The organism is Pseudoselenomonas ruminantium, assembly GCF_900113715.1.
GTDB classification, from domain to species: domain Bacteria; phylum Bacillota; class Negativicutes; order Selenomonadales; family Selenomonadaceae; genus Selenomonas_A; species Selenomonas_A caprae.
In genome coordinates this window covers 39,584-57,332 of the sequence record NZ_FOQK01000003.1, presented here as the reverse complement: position 1 = coordinate 57,332, position 17,749 = coordinate 39,584, and the positions used below count along the sequence as shown (strand labels likewise).

16 protein-coding genes, 1 tRNA gene and 1 pseudogene are annotated in these 17,749 nt (G+C 54.7%); 16 read left to right on the top strand and 2 right to left on the bottom strand.

Features of this window, described 5'->3' with window-relative positions; translation table 11 throughout:
- Nucleotides 1–51 precede the first annotated feature (51 nt).
- A complete protein-coding gene (locus tag BM181_RS02340; RefSeq protein WP_075442095.1) occupies nucleotides 52–960 on the top strand; it encodes a DUF2156 domain-containing protein in 909 nt (302 codons plus the stop codon).
- A 55-nt stretch (nucleotides 961–1,015) separates the two neighbouring features.
- Here BM181_RS02340 and bioB read toward each other — a convergent pair whose 3' ends face one another.
- Nucleotides 1,016–2,017 carry a biotin synthase BioB gene (bioB, locus tag BM181_RS02335; RefSeq protein ID WP_075442093.1) on the bottom strand — a complete coding sequence of 334 codons (1,002 nt, stop codon included), beginning with the start codon at nucleotides 2,015–2,017 and terminating at the stop codon, nucleotides 1,016–1,018.
- Between the two features lie 347 nt (nucleotides 2,018–2,364).
- Here bioB and BM181_RS02330 point away from each other — a divergent pair, with 347 nt between their 5' ends.
- The 9 genes and pseudogenes from BM181_RS02330 to glyS all read left to right on the top strand — a co-directional run bounded on the left by BM181_RS02330 (nucleotide 2,365) and on the right by glyS (nucleotide 11,061).
- On the top strand, nucleotides 2,365–2,736 hold the full coding sequence (locus BM181_RS02330; protein WP_075442091.1) for an endonuclease domain-containing protein: 372 nt from the start codon (nucleotides 2,365–2,367) through the stop codon (nucleotides 2,734–2,736).
- A gap of 617 nt (nucleotides 2,737–3,353) precedes the next feature.
- Nucleotides 3,354–4,364, top strand: coding sequence for a PhoH family protein (locus BM181_RS02325; protein WP_075442089.1), 1,011 nt, complete (start codon nucleotides 3,354–3,356; stop codon nucleotides 4,362–4,364).
- 3 nt (nucleotides 4,365–4,367) lie between these two features.
- A pseudogene (gene ybeY, locus BM181_RS15380) lies at nucleotides 4,368–4,829 on the top strand (rRNA maturation RNase YbeY); the annotation flags it as partial.
- Entirely contained in the window at nucleotides 4,818–5,780 is a 963-nt protein-coding gene (gene era / locus BM181_RS15375) for a GTPase Era (RefSeq protein ID WP_256211262.1), read from the top strand. The pseudogene ybeY and the gene era, both read left to right, overlap by 12 nt.
- Nucleotides 5,777–6,457 carry a DUF502 domain-containing protein gene (locus BM181_RS02315; protein ID WP_075442085.1) on the top strand — a complete coding sequence of 227 codons (681 nt, stop codon included), beginning with the start codon at nucleotides 5,777–5,779 and terminating at the stop codon, nucleotides 6,455–6,457. Before era ends, BM181_RS02315 begins: the two co-directional genes overlap by 4 nt.
- Nucleotides 6,457–7,185, top strand: coding sequence for a DNA repair protein RecO (gene recO, locus BM181_RS02310; protein WP_075442083.1), 729 nt, complete (start codon nucleotides 6,457–6,459; stop codon nucleotides 7,183–7,185). The genes BM181_RS02315 and recO overlap by 1 nt, the downstream gene beginning before the upstream one ends.
- A 29-nt stretch (nucleotides 7,186–7,214) precedes the next feature.
- Nucleotides 7,215–7,841: a hypothetical protein gene (locus tag BM181_RS02305; RefSeq protein WP_075442081.1), complete on the top strand. Its 627-nt coding sequence runs from the start codon at nucleotides 7,215–7,217 to the stop codon at nucleotides 7,839–7,841.
- 287 nt (nucleotides 7,842–8,128) lie between these two features.
- Nucleotides 8,129–9,007 (top strand): glycine--tRNA ligase subunit alpha, encoded by an 879-nt coding sequence (glyQ, locus tag BM181_RS02300; protein ID WP_033170319.1) that lies wholly within the window; start codon nucleotides 8,129–8,131, stop codon nucleotides 9,005–9,007.
- A 2-nt stretch (nucleotides 9,008–9,009) separates the two neighbouring features.
- Nucleotides 9,010–11,061 carry a glycine--tRNA ligase subunit beta gene (gene glyS / locus BM181_RS02295; protein ID WP_075442079.1) on the top strand — a complete coding sequence of 684 codons (2,052 nt, stop codon included), beginning with the start codon at nucleotides 9,010–9,012 and terminating at the stop codon, nucleotides 11,059–11,061.
- Between the two features lie 60 nt (nucleotides 11,062–11,121).
- On the opposite strand, the gene BM181_RS02290 is transcribed toward glyS, so the two are convergent.
- Nucleotides 11,122–11,664, bottom strand: a complete 543-nt coding sequence (locus tag BM181_RS02290) for an LptA/OstA family protein (RefSeq protein ID WP_075442077.1) — start codon at nucleotides 11,662–11,664, stop codon at nucleotides 11,122–11,124.
- Nucleotides 11,665–11,863: 199 nt separating this feature from the next.
- Between BM181_RS02290 and BM181_RS02285 the strand changes: the two genes are divergently transcribed.
- The 6 genes from BM181_RS02285 to BM181_RS02260 all read left to right on the top strand — a co-directional run bounded on the left by BM181_RS02285 (nucleotide 11,864) and on the right by BM181_RS02260 (nucleotide 17,739).
- Nucleotides 11,864–12,862, top strand: coding sequence for a deoxyguanosinetriphosphate triphosphohydrolase (locus BM181_RS02285; protein ID WP_075442075.1), 999 nt, complete (start codon nucleotides 11,864–11,866; stop codon nucleotides 12,860–12,862).
- Between the two features lie 201 nt (nucleotides 12,863–13,063).
- Nucleotides 13,064–14,854, top strand: a complete 1,791-nt coding sequence (dnaG, locus tag BM181_RS02280; protein WP_075442073.1) for a DNA primase — start codon at nucleotides 13,064–13,066, stop codon at nucleotides 14,852–14,854.
- A gap of 47 nt (nucleotides 14,855–14,901) precedes the next feature.
- Nucleotides 14,902–16,032: an RNA polymerase sigma factor RpoD gene (gene rpoD, locus BM181_RS02275; RefSeq protein WP_075442071.1), complete on the top strand. Its 1,131-nt coding sequence runs from the start codon at nucleotides 14,902–14,904 to the stop codon at nucleotides 16,030–16,032.
- A gap of 72 nt (nucleotides 16,033–16,104) precedes the next feature.
- A tRNA-Asn gene (locus BM181_RS02270) sits at nucleotides 16,105–16,180 on the top strand.
- 66 nt (nucleotides 16,181–16,246) lie between these two features.
- Entirely contained in the window at nucleotides 16,247–16,936 is a 690-nt protein-coding gene (locus BM181_RS02265) for a tRNA (adenine(22)-N(1))-methyltransferase (RefSeq protein ID WP_075442069.1), read from the top strand.
- Nucleotides 16,930–17,739, top strand: a complete 810-nt coding sequence (locus BM181_RS02260) for a Nif3-like dinuclear metal center hexameric protein (protein ID WP_075442067.1) — start codon at nucleotides 16,930–16,932, stop codon at nucleotides 17,737–17,739. Before BM181_RS02265 ends, BM181_RS02260 begins: the two co-directional genes overlap by 7 nt.
- Nucleotides 17,740–17,749 lie beyond the last annotated feature (10 nt).

The following is a 17,749-nucleotide window of genomic DNA, read 5'->3' as shown; positions in this document are numbered from 1 at the left end:
GATTTGTTATCATGATAGGGTACACAGTAACGAAAGTGTGTCATCAGGAGGATGATTATCATAGAATTCCGTGCGTTGACGAAAGCCGACAAGCCCTTGCTTGACCGGTATTTTAAAAGTCGTTATTATGAAAATTCCCATTTCAATTTCACGAATCTGTTCATGTGGCGCAAGCCATATCATATCAAGTGGTGCGAAGAGGACGGCGTCCTCTATATGACTGCTGAATGGGATGGACAGCTGATGGCCTTGCAGCCCTACGGCCCCGAGGAGAAGATGCAGGTGGCTACGGCAAAGTTTTTGGCCTACTTTGAGGCGCAGGACAGGCCGTTCTTCATGACTGGTATGGAAAAAAGCTATGCGGCTGTGCTGGAGCAATATGAAGGGGCTGCTTTTTCCGTTGAGGCAGATCGCGACAATTACGATTACGTCTACTTGGCGGAAAAGCTCATTACCCTATCCGGGCGCAAGCTTCATTCCAAGAAAAACCATTTGAATGCTTTTCGCAAGCTATATCCGCAGGCGGAGTATCTGCCGATGACGCAGGAAATCCTGCCGGCTTGCCTGGATGAGCTGCAGCGCTGGTATGACCTGCGCATCCAGGATGAACCCGATGATCCGTTTATCGGCTGGGAAAGCCAGGCTATCCGTGAGGTGTTTGCGGATTTTGAGTACTTCGGGCTCAAGGGCGGAGCTATCCGCCTTGATGGGCGCATCATTGCGTTCACCTTCGGCGAGCAGCTCAACACCGATACCGTGGTCGTGCATGTGGAGAAAGCCGATCCGGATATCCGTGGCGCCTATCCGGCCATCAATCAAGGGTTCATCGAACATTGCTGGCAGGGCATGACCTATGTGAACCGCGAGGAAGATATGGGCCATGAGGGCCTGCGCAAGGCTAAGGAATCTTACAAGCCTGAGAAGATGATTGAAAAATTCAATGCCAAACGCATAAAATAAACAGCAAGGTGGATGGTTCGATAAGGCAATCCACCTTGCTGTTTATTTTTATAAATCAGTGTGTACCGCAGCTGGCGGTGCAGGTTGTGTTTTGGTTCGTAAGGCCAAGTGTGCGCAGCAAGGCCATGTCTTCCTTGATGGTCGTGCCGGAAGTCGTCAGCATGTTGCCGGTAATCGAAGCCGAGGCGCCGGCGCGGAAGGCGGTCGCACCGTTTTGGGGCAGCAGCTTGCGGCCGGCCGCAAGACGGATATTGGCTGCTGGATTGATGAAGCGGAAAATCGCAATGGTGCGCAGGATATCTTCAGCAGGCAGGGCAGGCCGGTTGGCAAGCCCTGTGCCTGGAATCGCCATCAGCGCGTTGATGGGAATGGATTCGATGCCGAGCTCAGCCAGGCTGATAGCCATATCGAGGCGGTCTTCCCAGGTCTCGCCCATGCCGATGATGCCGCCCGAGCAGACACAGAAGCCTTCTTCCTGAGCAATCTTGATGGTATCGATGCGGTCTTGATACGTATGCGAGGTGCAGATTTGCGGGAAGAAACGGCGGCTGGTCTCGATGTTATGATGATAGCTCGTGACACCGGCAGCGCGCAGCCGCTTGAACTGCTCGCGGGTCAGCAGGCCATGGGAGGCGCAGAGGCCGATGGTGAGTTTGTCGTGCATGGCCTTGTACGTATCGATGGCCTTGTCGAAGTCTGCTCCGGCAAGGGCGCGCCCAGAAGTCACGATGGCGAAGCGATTGGCACCAGCATCCTGATTGGCTTTGGCGTTGCGGAGAATCTCTTCCTTCGGCAGGAAGCTGTATTCCTCAATGCCTGTATGATGGCAGGCAGCCTGCGCACAGTACTTGCAGTTTTCACCGCAGCGTCCGCTGCGCCCGTTGATGATGGTGCAGAAATCGATGTGGTTGCCACAGAAATGATCCTGAAGCCGGCGGGCACCTTCTTGCAGCTCCTCCAATGGTGCGGTGAGCAGATAGGACAGGTCGTCCCCGCGTTTGATGCGCAGCCCGGCGATGATTTTATCCGTGAGTTTGTCGATAGCAGTGATTTTCATAACGAAGCCCCTCTCATGAAGATAAGAATCTATTGTAAACATTATAAAATCATATAAGTTCACAGTCAACATTATAGAATGTTAAGGTTGACTCAGTTTATGGAGAGAAAAGCAAGAGCCAGCGCAGAACCTCTTCCGTCGCGCGGGGCGTGCCATCTTCCACAGGGGAGAAGGCATGGGAGAGGAAAAGTGAGATTCAGCGTAGAACCTCTACTGGTACGCAAGGGGGGATTTTTTAGAATGGATGACCAAGTGGGGGCTAGAGCCTTCCCCTATGGGGAAGGGGGACCGCGGAGCGGTGGAAGAGGTTCCCGTGCAGTCATCAGCATCAAAGCGAGGCGAGCTGAATGTACTCCAATTGGAACTTGAAGAAAGTTTCCCAAACGCTGAGAAAGAATATGACACCACAGGAGCGTCATTTGTGGTACGATTATCTGCATACCTATAAACCAGCATTTCATCGGCAGAAAACGGTTTTGAATTATGTTTTAGATTTTTATTGTCCCAAAGCGAAGTTAGCCGTGGAACTAGATGGTTCACAACATTATGAAGAGGAACAGCATCAGTACGATGCAAAGAGGACTGAGAAATTGCAACGGTTGGGGGTGATGGTGCTGCGGTTCACGAATCGGGAGATAGATAAGCAGTTCGAAGCTGCATGCAGTTATATTGATATGCTGGTAAAGGAACGGTTGCAAAGTGATAGTACCAGGCACTGAAAAACTTTCGTAGGAGGAAGGCAGAGGAGAAAAAGCCAGAGCTGGCATAGAACCTCTTCCGACGCGCAGAGCGCGCCACCTTCCCCAGAGGGGAAGGCAGAGGGAGAAAAGCAAGAGCCAGCGCAGAACCTCTTCCGTCGTGCGGGGCGTGCCATTTTCCACAGGGGAGAAGGCATGGGAGAGGAAAAGTGAGATTCAGCGTAGAACCTCTACTGGTACGCAAGGGGGGATTTTTTAGAATGGATGACCAAGTGGGGGCTAGAGCCTTCCCCTATGGGGAAGGGGGACCGCGGAGCGGTGGAAGAGGTTCCCGTGCAGTCATCAGCATCAAAGCGAGGCGAGCTGAATGTACTCCGATTGGAACTTGAAGAATATTATCCTGAACGAAGAGGAAGAATATGGCAGAACAGAGGTGTCATAGAACCTCATCGGACGCGCGGGGCGCGCCATCTTCCCCAGTGGGAAGGCCTGAGGAGAAAAAGTAAGTGCCAACGTAGCACCTCTTCCGGTACGCAGGGCTTTTTGCTATAAGTATTTTTGACGCGGGCTTGATATGTGGTACAATGGGACTATATATATTTGTTTATTCGATAGAAAGAAGCAGGTGAACAGGTTCTTTGCAGCAGGCATTAGAAAAGCAGATCATCTTTCAAGATCATAAAGAGGCTTATTCGCTTTTGGGTGAGCGCGATGAATTCCTGCAGGTCATGCGGGAGAATTTTGACTGTCAGTTCATAAGCCGTGGCGACCGCATCGAGATTCTCGGCGAGGCCGCGATGGTGGAGCCGGCGGCCAAGGTGCTCGAGGAGCTCCAGTATCTCTACCGTCAGGGCACGACGATTACGATGCATGAGGTACGCTATGGCATCGGGCTCGTCAAGGGCGGCAAGGGGGAGGCTCTGCACACGCTGTTTGGCGATACGATTCTCGTGACGTCGCGCGGCCGTCATGTGCGGCCGAAGACGCTCGGCCAGCGGCTTTACCTTGATACCATCCGTCACAATTCGATTACCTTTGGCATCGGGCCGGCTGGTACGGGCAAGACGTATCTGGCAGTCGTCATGGCGGTGGCGGCCCTGCGCAACAAGGAAATCAATAAGATTATCCTGACGCGCCCGGCTGTCGAGGCTGGCGAACGGCTGGGCTTTTTGCCCGGCGATCTGCAGGATAAGGTCGATCCGTATCTGCGGCCGCTTTACGATGCTCTGCAGGATATCTTAGGGCAGGATGCATACCAGAAGCTCATGGCCAAGGGCGTTATCGAGATTGCGCCGCTGGCTTATATGCGCGGGCGCACGCTTGAGGATGCCTTCATCATTCTCGATGAGGCGCAGAACACGACGGATAAGCAGATGAAGATGTTCTTGACGCGCTTGGGCTTTGGCTCCCGTATGGTGGTTACGGGCGACCTCGGGCAGGTCGATTTGCCGCGCGGCGTGACCTCGGGCCTGCGCGAAGCGGCAGAGGTGCTGAAGGATGTCAAAGGCGTCGGCATCGTGCGCATGGCGCCGATGGATGTTATCCGCCATGAGGTCGTGACACGCATCGTTGAGGCGTATGGCGACTGGGAAGCAAAGAAGAAAAAAGCCAAGGCCAAAGCTGAGGCAGAGAGACAGGGAAAGGCATAAGGAATGGAAGTAATCATCAGCAATTATCCAGAGGAGCTTACGTTTCCGCAGGAATATATCGACAACGTCAAGGCGGCAGCTGAGATGGTCGGCAAGCTCTACGATGTGGAGAATGGCGAGGTCAGCATCACGCTGACCAACAATGCGTATATCCATACGCTCAACAAACAGTATCGCGGCATTGACCGTCCGACGGATGTCCTGTCGTTTGCGCTCAATGAGAGCGAGGAGCCGGAAATCGAAGGCGAGCCCGAAGTCGACGTGCTGGGCGACCTCATCATTTCGGTGGAGCGGGCCGAAGAACAGGCGGCAGACTATGGGCACAGCGTGCGCCGCGAGATGGCTTTCCTGACGGTTCACGGCATGCTGCATCTTCTGGGCTATGACCATATGGAAGATGCGGACCGTGAGGAGATGGAAGAAGAGCAGCGTTATGTCATGGGGCAGCTTGGCATCTCGCGCGAGGATAAGGCGGAGAAAAAGCCGGAAAAGGCGGCAGCAAAACAGCCGGCTGCAAAGAAGGGCAAGCATAAATCAGGGTTTATCGCCGTTATCGGCCGCCCGAATGTCGGCAAATCGACGCTGGTCAATACACTGATCGGCGAGAAAATCGCCATCATGAGCGATAAGCCGCAGACGACGCGCAACCGCATCCTCTGCATCCTGACGCAGCCTGATGCGCAGATCGTATTCCTCGATACGCCGGGTATCCATAAGCCGAAGCACAAGCTCGGCGAGTATATGGTAAAGGCCGCCGAGGGCACGCTGAAGGAAGTCGATGCGATTTTCTTTGTGGTGGATGCTACGCAGAAGCTGGGCCCGGGCGAAATGTTTATTCTCGAACGCTTGCAGGCGACGAAGAAACCGGTTATCCTTGTCGTCAACAAGATCGATTTGATTGAGCGGTCGCAGGCTTTGCCTATCATTGCCAACTATACCAATAAGTATAATTTTGCTGGCGTTGTGCCGATTTCGGCCAAGGAAGAAACGAATCTTGACAGTTTGCTTACAGAGGTCAAGAAATACCTGCCTGAGGGGCCGCAGTACTATCCCGATGATATGATTACGGATCAGCCGGAGCGGCTTATCGTGGCCGAGCTTATCCGCGAGAAAGCACTGCATCTCACGCGTGATGAGATTCCGCATGCGATTGCTGTCGATGTCGATGAGATGACGACGCGTCCGAATGATGATGTCTATATCCGCGCGACGATCTATGTCGAGCGCGATTCGCAGAAGGGCATCATCATCGGAGCCAAGGGCGCAATGCTGCGCGAGATTGGCGCGCTGGCACGCAACGATATCCAGAACCTGCTCGGTTCGAAGGTGTTCCTCGATCTGTGGGTCAAGGTGCGCAAGGATTGGCGTGACCGTGATGGCATCCTGCGCAACTTCGGTTTTGGTGATGAACGATGAGCGGGGGTACGGGCGATAAGCCGAATCGCAGCTGGTCCCGCTGCATTTCCCGCCGCTTTATCAATGGACTGATACTGCTTGTGCCATTGGCGATCACGTTCTTTGTGGTGGCTGAGACGTTGCATTTTACGGAGGGAGTCCTTGGCAAGCATCTGCCCTTTTACTTCCCCGGGATGGGGCTCATTACGCTATTGGTGATTATCTATGTGACGGGGTGGGCATCGTCGTATTGGGCAGGCCGCCGCTTGATCCATATCGGGGAAACACTGCTCGGGAAGATTCCCGTCGTCAAATTCATCTATAATAGTGTCAAGCATCTGTCCACGGCGGTGTTTGAGTCTAACAACATGTTCGACCAGGTGGTGCTGGTACCGTTCCATCAGTCACAGGCACTGGGCTTTATCATGGCTGATGTTCCGGAGATGCTCAAGGAAAAGCTCGGTGATGAGTATGTCTGCGTCTTTATCCCCTGGAGTCTCAATATGACTTCGGGTACGAACTTGTTTGTGCGCAAGACCGATGTTATCTATCTCGATATCAGCAGCGAATCGGCTTTGCAGTATATGCTGACAGCTGGGGCAGTCATGCCAAAACGCCAGTCTGCGCCGCTGGTGGCCGAGCCGGGCGATCTGTCAAAGGCAGCGGCCAGCGCGCTGCTGCAGAAGGAAAAGAAATAATGGCAATCTATCAGACCGAAGCGGTAGTGCTAGGCGCGAAGAACTGGGGCGAAGCCGACAAGATGATGACGTTCTTCACGCGCGAGCGCGGGCTGGTGAAGGCTGCGGCCTTTGGCTGCCGGCGGCCGCGCAGTCCGCTGGCTGGCGGGATGCAGATGTTCTCGCTGCTGGAGCTCCAGCTGGCCGAAGGGCAGCGGGTGGATACGGTGAAGCAGTGTACGCTGAAACAGCATTACCGCAAACTCAGCGAGGATTTGACGGCTATGTCGTATGGCAGTTTCGTGGCGGAGTTCCTGCGTGAGTTCCTGCCGGAAGGACAGCCCGAACCACAGATGTTTTCGCAGCTTTTGCTGATCTTGTCTGCCTTTGAGACGCGAAATCCGCGCGTGACGGCTTTGGCGGCAGTTTATCAGCTGCTGGAGTTTACGGGCATGCAGCTGCATTATGAGCACTGCGTACACTGTGGCCGGGAAATCAATGGCGATGCGTATTTCCAGCAGGCCGCGGGCGGCGTGCTCTGTGCAGATTGCTGCGAGGCGGGCATGATGGCTTTTCCTGCTGAGCTGCGGCGCTTCATTCTGAGCTTGCGGGATTTTGACTGGTCAGAGGCTGCGCAGCTCAAGGTAAGTGCGCGTTTGCTGGTAAAGGCGGAGCAGCTGCTGCTGAGCTATCTGCAGTCGCTGCTGGGACGGCCGCTCAAATCCTTGGCCTTTATCCAGCAGCTGTAAACGGTCATTTTGATGAAAGGGTTAACGCAATGAAGAAACACAAGATACTGCTGGCAGCGTTGATGTTGCTGCTGACGTGTATATTTCTGACGGGCTGTTTTGGCGATAAGCCGCTGCAGCAGGTATCCGTGCAGGGGCAGGTATATAAGCTTTCAATGGAGCTGCCATTTTCGCTGAGCGGTTCGATGAAGGATGTGCCAGTAAGTCCGCAGCTGGCTGTGGCTATCCAGAAACGTCAGAGCTGCATGGAACGGCCGACTGGCGAGGATATCCATCTGGCCGAGTTCACGGCCAATACGTTTAACCGCCAGGGCATCGAGCAGAACTATGGCCCGGCACAGGAGCCCAAGGCCCGCCAGTTCTATGCGGACATGGGAAAAGCCATGCGCACGGGCTATATCCAGTCGCTGGCCAAGGCCGCTAAGATGACAAACATTTCCCAGCAGGAAAAGCAAACGACCATCGACGGCCGCGAGGCCATCGTGACCACGGTGGACTGCAAGCTGCGTGGCGAGGATGAGGTGCTCAAGGTGGTCTACCTGGAGGACGCGGACGAGTCGTGGCTGGTCACACTGGCCTATCCCAAGGAAAAAAGTGATGGCATTGGCAAGCAGATCGACGAAAAGATCATTCCGGGCATCAAGCTGGCGAAGTGATGCCGGAGTTGACAAGTGTCTTTGATTTTGCTAAACTCGTAAGCAGCGATGAAGAAGAGAAGTAGTCTCTCCCCTTAGCGAGACGGCGATGGTGAAAGGCCGTCAATGAGATGAAAGGCACTTTGGAGCGGAATCCAATACTTTGAGGCGGGCTTCCTTTGAGGAAACCAATCAGGGTGGAACCGCGGGATTTTGAAAGATAGGTCTCGTCCCTGTAACGATAACGTTACGGGGGCGGGACTTTTTTGCGTTTCCGTAGCAGATTTATTAGAAGAGGAGTTGTTCCCATGAAATTTCAGGAAATCATCCTGGCCCTGCAGAAATTCTGGTCGGAACAGGGCTGCATCCTGGCCGAGCCGTATGATGTCGAGAAGGGCGCCGGCACGATGAACCCGTCGACGTTCCTGCGCGTGCTCGGCCCGGAGCCGTGGCATGTTGCTTATGTCGAGCCGTCGCGCCGTCCGGCTGATGGCCGCTATGGCGATAACCCGAACCGCCTGTACCAGCATCATCAGTTCCAGGTCATCATGAAGCCGTCGCCGGATAACATTCAGGAGCTCTATCTCGAGAGCCTGGAGCGTCTCGGCATCGATCCGAAGAAGCACGATATCCGCTTCGTTGAGGATAACTGGGAGTCGCCGACGCTGGGCGCCTGGGGGCTCGGCTGGGAGGTCTGGCTCGACGGCATGGAAATCACGCAGTTCACGTATTTCCAGCAGGTAGGCAGTCAGGACATCAAGCCGGTCGCATCGGAGATCACGTATGGTTTGGAGCGTCTGGCGATGTACATTCAGGGTGTCGAGAACGTCTATGACATTCAGTGGACGGATGACTACACCTATGGCGATGTCTTCCATCAGAACGAGTATGAGCAGTCGGCGTATGCTTTCGATCTTTCCGATGAGAAGCTCCTGTTCGAGCTCTTCGATAAATACGAGGCCGAGGCTGTCCGCGTCATCGCCGAGGGCTATGTCCATCCGGCTTATGACTACGTGCTCAAGTGCTCGCATACGTTCAACCTGCTCGATGCACGTGGCGCTATCTCCGTATCACAGCGCACGGCCTTCATTGGCCGCGTCCGCAAGCTGGCTCGTCTCTGCGCAGAGTGCTATCTGAAACAGCGTGAGGAACTGGGCTATCCGATGTTGCATAGAGGGGAGAAGTAAGCATGAGCAAGGATTTATTACTCGAAATCGGCACGGAAGAAGTTCCGGCCCATGTCATGCCGGGCATCCTTGCCCAGCTGAAAGAGAATGCAGAAAAAGCATTCCAGGAGAACCGCATTGCCTTTGGCAGTATCCGCACGCTGGGTACGCCGCGCCGTACGGCACTTATTGTAAAAGATTTGGCTGAGAAACAGGAAGATGTCTCCAGTGAGAACCGCGGCCCGTCGGTCAAGATTGCCTTCGATGCGGACGGCAATCCGTCCAAGGCAGCACAGGGCTTTGCCCGCGGCCAGGGCGTTGACCCGAAAGACCTGGTCGAAAAGGACGGCTATGTCTATGCGATGGTGCATGAGGAAGGCAAGGCTACGGCTGAGCTCTTGCAGGAACTTTTAAAAGACCTCATCTGCGGTCTTTCGTTCCCGAACAACATGCGCTGGCGCGACCTTGACTTCAAGTTCATCCGTCCGCTGCGCTGGATCGTGGCACTGCTCGATGACGAAGTCATCCCGTTTGAGGTAGCTGAGGTAAAATCCGGCCGCACGTCCCGCGGTCATCGCTTCCTGTCGCAGGGCGATTTTACGATTGCCGATGCAGACAGCTATGAGAAGGCTTGCGAAGAGAACTTCATCATCGTCGATCAGGACAAACGCAAGGCGATGATTCGCGAGCAGATTGAGGAAGTAGCCAAGAAACAGAATGGTACGGCTGAGATTACCGAGGATCTTCTCGAAGAGGTTCTCTATCTTGTCGAGTATCCGACGGCACTCTGCGGCAAATTCGAGGATAAATACCTCAAGCTGCCGGCTGAGGCAGTCATCACGCCGATGCGTGACCATCAGCGTTATTTCCCGGTCAAGGCTGCGGATGGCAGCCTGATGCCGCTTTTCATCACGGTCCGCAATGGCGGCAGCGAGCATTTGGAGATTGTCCAGCACGGCAATGAGCGCGTGCTGCGCGCCCGTCTTGACGATGCCCAGTTCTTCTTCGATGAAGACCGCAAGAAGAGCCTCGAGGAGCATCGCGAGAAACTCAAGACGGTAGTCTTCCAGCAGGGGCTCGGTACGATGTACGAAAAATCCGAGCGCCTTATGGAACTGGCAACGTTCATCGCGGATGAACTCGGTGCGGATGAAAAGACGCACAAGCATGCCAGACGGGCAGCGGAGCTCTGCAAGGCTGACCTGGTGACGGGCATGGTTCAGGAGTTCACGGAGCTTCAGGGCATCATGGGCCGCGAGTATGCCAAGCTCGATGGCGAGTGCGAGAAGGTCGCTATTGCTATCGATGAGCACTATATGCCGCGCTTTGCTGGCGATAACCAGCCGCAGTCTGAGGCTGGCCGCATTGTTTCGGTAGCCGATAAGATCGATACGATTGTCGGTACGTTCAGCCGCGGCAAGATCCCGACGGGCTCGCAGGACCCGTTCGCCCTGCGCCGTCAGGCTCTTGGCCTTGTGCACATGATGATCGAGGCGAAATACACGCTGAGTCTTTCCAAGGTCGTAGCTAAGGCTATGGATCTCTATGATATCAAGGACGAGGCTGTTCGTACGAAGATGCAGCAGGATGTGGCTGACTTCATGCGCCTGCGTCTCAAGAACGTTCTGGAAGACGTCCGCTATGATGTTGTTGATGCTGTACTCGAGAATGTCGATGACCTCTATGCGGTCAGCCTGCGTGCAGCAGCTGTGGCGAAGTTTGTGGCCAGCGATGCTGCAACGGCTAACATCCAGGCATTTGTCCGCGCGGCAAACCTCGCGAAGAAGTCCGAGTCGGCAGCTGTCGATGCGGCTCTCTTCACAGTCGCTGAGGAGAAATCCCTTTATCAGGCCTACACTTCGACGGCAAGTGCAGTCGAGAGCCTGGTCAAGGGCCAGGACTACACGGGCGCTATCGATGCGCTGACGGAGCTTTCTCAGCCCATCGATGCTTTCTTTGATGGCGTCATGGTCATGGATAAGGATGAAAAGGTCAAGAACAACCGTCTGGGCCTGCTCAAGTCGATTGATATACTGATCAATCGCGTAGCTGACTTCTCGAAGGTTGTCCTGTAAGCTGAAATAAAAAAGAACCCTTGCAGAAGGTGATGATCCTTCCTGCAAGGGTTCTTTTTGTCAGTGTATCTCGTTGTTTGCCAGGTCGAATTCCAGATGGCTGGCGGCGCGGTGCTCGCCTTTGTAGATGCAGAGCACATGGCCGTCAAAGACGGCGGTCTGTCTGTCCCAATGATAGGCCATATTATCGGAGTGGATGGCAAGGCCGGGGCGTTCCAGACTGCAATTCGGGCCAAAGAACCAGGCGACATTGCCAGCCAGCTCGGCATAGACAGCCCCGCCGGCGAAGCAGAGCTCGCCTTCGGTGAGCTTCGTATTGCCTTCGGTCCACAGCTGCAAAGTCTGCGTGCTGATTTTAGCTGCATCGGTCAGGATGGTGCGGTTGCCAAACTGGATCTTGACGTTGCCGCGCAGCGTGTAGCGGGCGGTGTCTTCGTTGTAGGTGCTGTGGTCCGCCGTGACGATGGCTTTATCCTGCCCTTTGATGATTTGATCTGTGACGCTGAGCGTGATGGTCTGTGGTGCAGCCTGCCCAGGCAGTGCCACAGACCATGACATGAGCGCGGCAATGGCTGCGGTGAGCAGCCAGCGTGCTGGTTTCATCGGCAAATCCCTCCTGTTCATGACAGATTCTTTCCTATATTGTACGTCAAAGTATCTTTTTTTGCAAAATTGCAGGCTGCATAGCTGCGGACAGTGGTGGGGGATTTTTGGCAACCAAAGGAAAATAAGAAAAAGACGAGACTTTTTGACGGAAATAGTGTAAAATAAGAAGGAAACCCTGTTAAAAGGAGGCTTGAGCATGAATGTAAGGGAGCGCATCGAAGCGCAGGAATATGAAATCCTTTCGCCATTGGCGGCTAAGAGCCGTGAAGCCCGCCGGAAATATCCGATGGAGGAGTGCCCGTTCCGGACCTCGTTTCAGCGGGATCGCGACCGCATTTTGCATTCTAAATCCTTTCGCCGCCTCAAGCACAAGACGCAGGTCTATATCGTCGCCGGCGATCATTATCGTACGCGCATGACGCATAGCCTCGAAGTTTCGCAGATTTCGCGGACGATTGCGCGCGGACTGCGCCTTAACGAGGATTTGACGGAGGCAATCGCTCTCGGGCATGATGTGGGGCATACGCCGTTCGGTCATGCAGGCGAAGCCGCGATGGCTGAGCTTACGGGGCATTTCTGCCACAATGAGCAGAGCCTGCGCGTGGTGGAGTTCCTCGAGCGTGAGGGACAGGGCTTGAATCTGACCTTTGAGGTCAAGGATGGCATCGTGAACCATACGGGAAGCGTGCTGCCGAAGACCCTTGAAGGGCGCATCGTACGGACTGCTGACCGCATCGCCTATCTCTGTCATGATTACGATGACAGCTTGCGGGCGGGGCTGCTGCAGCCCGGCGATCTGCCGGCTGTGGTCTATGAGAGGCTCGGGGAAGACACCTCGCATATGATCACGAGCATGGTTTCGGATATGATCCTTCATTCGCAAGGAAAAGATGACGTTGGTCTTTCCGATGAAGTGAAGGAAGTTATGGACATTTTCCGCAACTTCATGTTTGAACATATCTACCATTCGGAGACGCTGGCCCATGAGCGCCGCCAGGCGGTGTTTGTGCTCCGCGAACTCTATGGATGGTTCCTGAAACATTTCGATGAACTGCCGGAGGAATTCATCCGCCGGGAAAAACGCTGGGGCAGGCAGAAGATCGTCACGGACTATGTGGCTGGCCTTACGGACAGCTATGCCGTGCAGCTCTTCCATGAAATCTACATGCCACCCGTGGGACTGATGGTCCATTGAGACAAATTTTTTCAAATTTGTCAATAGGAAAAAGGATATTGGCAAGTTTGCGGGAATATTAATAGTAAAAAGGGCTGTATGTCATCAAGGCTGCTTTCATAAGAAATTTTCACGAAAAGCAGGAAATTTGCCGTTGACGGCGAATCACATACAGGTACCTTATTATAAAGTATCTAATTTGGTATCAGCAAGGGGTCGAGTATGCGCAGCGAGAGAATGGACGAGTTTGTGGAGCAGGTCCGCTCCCAGTCCGACATCCTGAATGTCATCCAGAGCTATGTTCCCTTAAAGCGCAAAGGTAATCGTTATTGGGGCTGTTGTCCTTTCCATAACGAGAAGACTCCTTCTTTTTCCGTCGTTCCGGATAAGGGATTCTTTTACTGCTTTGGCTGTCATGCCGGTGGCAATGTGTTCAAGTTCATTTCACTGATTGAGAACGTCACGTATTTCGAGGCCATCAAGCTGCAGGCAGAAAAGCTGGGAATCCCTTTGCCGGAGCGGCAGCGCACACCGCAGGAAATCGCCCGTGAACGGGAGATGGCGGATTTGCGCAAAGTCAATGAGATGGCGCGGGATTTCTTTCATAATTGCCTGACCATGACACATTATGGTGAGGCAGGCAAGGCATATTTTGCCGGACGGGATATCTCGCCCGAGACCATCGAAGAGTTCAAGCTGGGATTTGCCCCGAATGCCTGGGATAAGTTGTCCACGGCCTTTACGAAGCGTGGAGTGAAGCAGGAGTTTTTGTTGGCATGCGGGCTTTCAGCAGAGCGTAATAATGGCGGCGGCCTGTACGATCGGTTCCGCAATCGCGTGATCATTCCGATCGCGGATGAGCGCGGGCGGGTGGTTGGTTTTGGCGGCCGGGTGCTCGATGACAGTACACCGAAGTACCTCAATACACCAGAGACGATATTATTTAATAAGCGAAAACTCCTTTTTGGTCTGGATCGCTCCCATCGGGCAATCCAGCAGGCAGGCTATGCCATCGTTGTTGAGGGCTATATGGATGCGATTTCCGTGTTCGGCGCTGGCGTCAGGAACGTCGTGGCGTCCCTGGGAACGGCATTCACAGCCGAGCATTGCCAGAAGCTCCTGCGCTATGCGCCGGACATCTACTTCTGCTATGACAGCGATGAGGCCGGCCAGAAAGCTACCATCCGGGCGTTGTCTATCGTGAGGGATACGGGCGCCGTAGTCAGGGTCATCGTAGTACCAGATGGCAAGGACCCGGATGAATACATCCGCAAGCATGGTGCAGATGCTTTCCGGGCATTAGTCAAGGAAGCACTGCCGCTTGTCGAGTACCGTCTGCAGTATGTCCTCAAGCATGTCAATTACGACACACTCGATGGGAAGGTGAAGGCACTGCATGAGATGCTGCCCGTGCTGGCTGGCATCAAGGAGACAGCGGTACGCAGTGAATATGAGAAGAAGCTCGCGCAGATCTTATTGCTGGACGAGGGTGTCGTGCGCGATGAGCTTCGGCGCTATGCCCGGGGAGCAGTGGCTGAGGAAAGTGCGCCAGTGCGTGCTCCTATCAGGCAGGCGGTGCAGCAGCAGGATAATGCGATCCGGCGCGCTGGGCGCATTATCGTCCGCATGGTGTGGCAGGATGTCTCGCTGATCCACCATGTGGAGTCGGTGCTGCCGCTTGCTGGCATCGGTGATCCCGTCCAGCGGGAAATCCTGTTGTTCCTGCAGGATCTGAGCAACCAGGGGCAGGCTCCAGATGATGTTACGGCCGCGGAGAACCTCAGTGAGGACGCGGCGGCAGAACTCTCTCGGGCACTGGTAGAAAATTTAGGCGGACGTGCGGAAACCGAGGCCTACAATGACTCCCTGAAAGTGCTTAGGAAAGCCTATCTTAATATGCTGTTCGTGGAACATTCCCGCAAGGCAGATGCATATATGAAAGCGGGAAACGCAGCCTATGTCGATGAACTGAATGAGGTTATGAAGATCAAAGATGAAATGGATGAATTGTGAGTTGGATAGATTGGTAGTCATGGAATGTGAGGAAAGGGGGATGCTGAATGGCTGAGGCTAAAAAGATTCAGGCTGAGGCTGGCAGCAGAAACCGCAGCTCGGAGATAGTAGAGAATCTTTTGTCGAAGGGCAAGAGCAATGGCGGTACGTTGACCTATGGGGAGCTGGTCGAAGCACTGCAGACGCAGGATCTTTCCCCGGATGAAATAGACAATATGTATGACACCTTCAGCAGGAAAGGGATTGAGATCATCGATGATTCGAACAGCAACGATCAGTCCGATGATGAAGTCGATATCGATGATAAGGATGATGAAGTCGAGATCGATCTTTCCGTGCCGGAGGGCGTCAGCATTGACGACCCTGTCCGCATGTATCTCAAGGAGATTGGCCGCGTACCTCTGCTGACGGCTGAGGAAGAAGTCGTGCTGGCCAAGCGCATGCAGGAAGGCGACGAGATGGCGCAGAAACGCCTGGCTGAGGCTAACCTGCGACTGGTTGTCAGCATTGCCAAGCGCTATGTTGGCCGTGGCATGCTGTTCCTGGATCTGATCCAGGAGGGCAATCTCGGTCTTATCAAGGCTGTCGAGAAATTTGATTATACGAAGGGCTATAAATTCAGTACCTATGCTACCTGGTGGATCCGTCAGGCCATTACGCGTGCTATCGCGGATCAGGCGCGTACGATCCGTATCCCGGTGCATATGGTCGAGACCATCAACAAGCTCATCCGCGTTTCCCGCCAGCTCTTGCAGCAGCTGGGCCGCGAGCCGTCGCCGGAGGAGATTGCCAAGGAGATGGATATTTCGGTCGAGCGCGTCCGTGAGATCATGAAAATCGCGCAGGAGCCGGTTTCCTTGGAGACGCCGATCGGCGAGGAAGAGGATTCGCATCTGGGCGACTTCATCGAGGACCAGGATGCACCGGCACCAGCCGATGCAGCTTCGTTCATGCTGCTCAAAGAGCAGCTCGAAGAGGTGCTCGATACGCTGACGCCGCGTGAGGAGAAGGTACTGCGCCTGCGCTTCGGCCTGGATGATGGCCGTGCCCGCACGCTGGAAGAGGTTGGCCAGAACTTTGGTGTAACGCGTGAGCGTATCCGCCAGATCGAGGCCAAGGCACTGCGCAAATTGCGTCACCCCAGCCGCAGCCGTAAGCTCAAGGATTTCTTGGATTAAAAAAAATCCTTGACATGAACCGTGCTGATGCGTATAATAATTGATGTTGATGCAGAGCATTGACAAGTTAATTCCTCGATAGCTCAGCCGGTAGAGCACCTGACTGTTAATCAGGCTGTCGCAGGTTCGAATCCTGCTCGAGGAGCCATTAGAAACACAAGGGTGTAACGGAAGGTTACACCCTTTTTATTTTTTTTAGACAGGGGGCGTCATCATGCAGTTGGATGATAGACTTCAGGCATTGGCAGATTTTGTGCCGGTCGGCTGCCGGGCGGCAGATATTGGTACAGACCATGGCTATCTGGCTATCGACCTTATCCGCGAGGGCAAGGCGAATTTTGTCGTGGCCGGAGATCTGAATGAGGGGCCGTATGAAGCTGCTAAGCGCACCGTGCATGAGAATGCTATGGACGCCGATCAGATCTCGGTGCGGCTGGGCAATGGCCTGCAGGTGCTGGAGCCCGGTGAGGTGGACACGGTCTGCATCGCCGGTATGGGCGGCGTGTTGATGACGCAGATATTGGAACAGTCGCCAGATGTGGTGAAGAAGCTGACGACACTGGTGCTGCAGCCGATGAATGGTGCACCGGAGCTGCGCACCTGGCTGTACCGCCAAGGCTGGCATATCGCAGATGAGGCGCTGGCTGTGGCAGATGGCCGCATCTACGAGATCATCAAAGCCGAGCGCGGGCGCGTGAAGCGTCCGGCACCGCTTGATCTGCTGATCGGGCCGGTGCTCTGGCAGAAGAAGCCACCTTTGCTGAAACATCATATCGAGTCGCTGCTGTTCCAGCAGCGGCGGGTGCTCACTGGGATGGAAAAGAGCCCGCGGGCATGCAAGACGAAAAAGTATGAGGTCATCAAGGAACAAGTCAGGGAATTGGAGGAACGGCTCACATGGTAAAATGTCAGGTGGTCATGGATGCGCTGGAGCGCATCGCACCGAAACGGCTGGCCGAGGATTGGGATAATCCGGGACTGCTGGTCGGGGCCTTGGGGCAGGAGGTGCACAAGATCCTCGTCTGCCTCGATGTCAGTGATGCAGTGGTCGAGCAGGCCGTGGCCTGCGGTGCGGATATGATTGTCGCGCATCATCCGCTGATCTTCAAGGGCATCCGCAAGCTGCGCACGGATCTGCCCCTCGGGCGGCGGCTGCAGCAGCTGCTCAAGCATGATATCGCTGTGGCGGCAGCGCATACGAATCTTGATATTGCCGAGGGCGGTGTCAACGATGTGCTGGCGCAGGCCATCGGGCTTTCGAAGTTGTCTGCCTTTGTCATTGAGCGCCAGGAGGCGGATGGTTCTGTCATCAGCATGGGGCGTGTCGGCAGCCTGCCGCAGCCGATGACGGTGCAGGACTTTGCTGCGCAGGTGCGCGATGCCTTGCCGGCTGAGCATGTACGGCTCGTGGATGCCGGGGCTCGTCCTGTGCGCAAGGTGGCTCTTTGCAGCGGCAGCGGTGCCGAGTTCATCCAGCGTGCCGCTTTCTTGGGGGCTGACGCCTATGTGACTGGTGACGTGAAATATCATGAAGCACAGCAGGCTGTCGAGCTTGGCATGCACGTGATCGATGCGGGGCATTTCGGCACAGAATTTCCGGTGGTCGCTGTGCTTTGCAAGCGGCTCGCAGAGGAGCTGGAAGAGGCAAAGGGGACAGTCGAAGTGCTGGCGGACCAGTCATCGCAGGACTTTTTTCAGATGATTTGATGGACGATAA

Excerpts from the sequence above, each read along its gene's own strand:
- BM181_RS02340 (WP_075442095.1), top strand. The coding sequence starts at position 52 with ATGATTATCATAGAATTCCGTGCGTTGACGAAAGCCGACAAGCCCTTG.
- bioB (WP_075442093.1), bottom strand. The coding sequence starts at position 2,017 with ATGAAAATCACTGCTATCGACAAACTCACGGATAAAATCATCGCCGGG.
- BM181_RS02330 (WP_075442091.1), top strand. The coding sequence starts at position 2,365 with ATGTACTCCAATTGGAACTTGAAGAAAGTTTCCCAAACGCTGAGAAAG.
- BM181_RS02315 (WP_075442085.1), top strand. The coding sequence starts at position 5,777 with ATGAGCGGGGGTACGGGCGATAAGCCGAATCGCAGCTGGTCCCGCTGC.
- recO (WP_075442083.1), top strand. The coding sequence starts at position 6,457 with ATGGCAATCTATCAGACCGAAGCGGTAGTGCTAGGCGCGAAGAACTGG.
- BM181_RS02305 (WP_075442081.1), top strand. The coding sequence starts at position 7,215 with ATGAAGAAACACAAGATACTGCTGGCAGCGTTGATGTTGCTGCTGACG.
- glyQ (WP_033170319.1), top strand. The coding sequence starts at position 8,129 with ATGAAATTTCAGGAAATCATCCTGGCCCTGCAGAAATTCTGGTCGGAA.
- glyS (WP_075442079.1), top strand. The coding sequence starts at position 9,010 with ATGAGCAAGGATTTATTACTCGAAATCGGCACGGAAGAAGTTCCGGCC.
- BM181_RS02290 (WP_075442077.1), bottom strand. The coding sequence starts at position 11,664 with ATGAAACCAGCACGCTGGCTGCTCACCGCAGCCATTGCCGCGCTCATG.
- BM181_RS02285 (WP_075442075.1), top strand. The coding sequence starts at position 11,864 with ATGAATGTAAGGGAGCGCATCGAAGCGCAGGAATATGAAATCCTTTCG.
- dnaG (WP_075442073.1), top strand. The coding sequence starts at position 13,064 with ATGCGCAGCGAGAGAATGGACGAGTTTGTGGAGCAGGTCCGCTCCCAG.
- rpoD (WP_075442071.1), top strand. The coding sequence starts at position 14,902 with ATGGCTGAGGCTAAAAAGATTCAGGCTGAGGCTGGCAGCAGAAACCGC.
- BM181_RS02265 (WP_075442069.1), top strand. The coding sequence starts at position 16,247 with ATGCAGTTGGATGATAGACTTCAGGCATTGGCAGATTTTGTGCCGGTC.
- BM181_RS02260 (WP_075442067.1), top strand. The coding sequence starts at position 16,930 with ATGGTAAAATGTCAGGTGGTCATGGATGCGCTGGAGCGCATCGCACCG.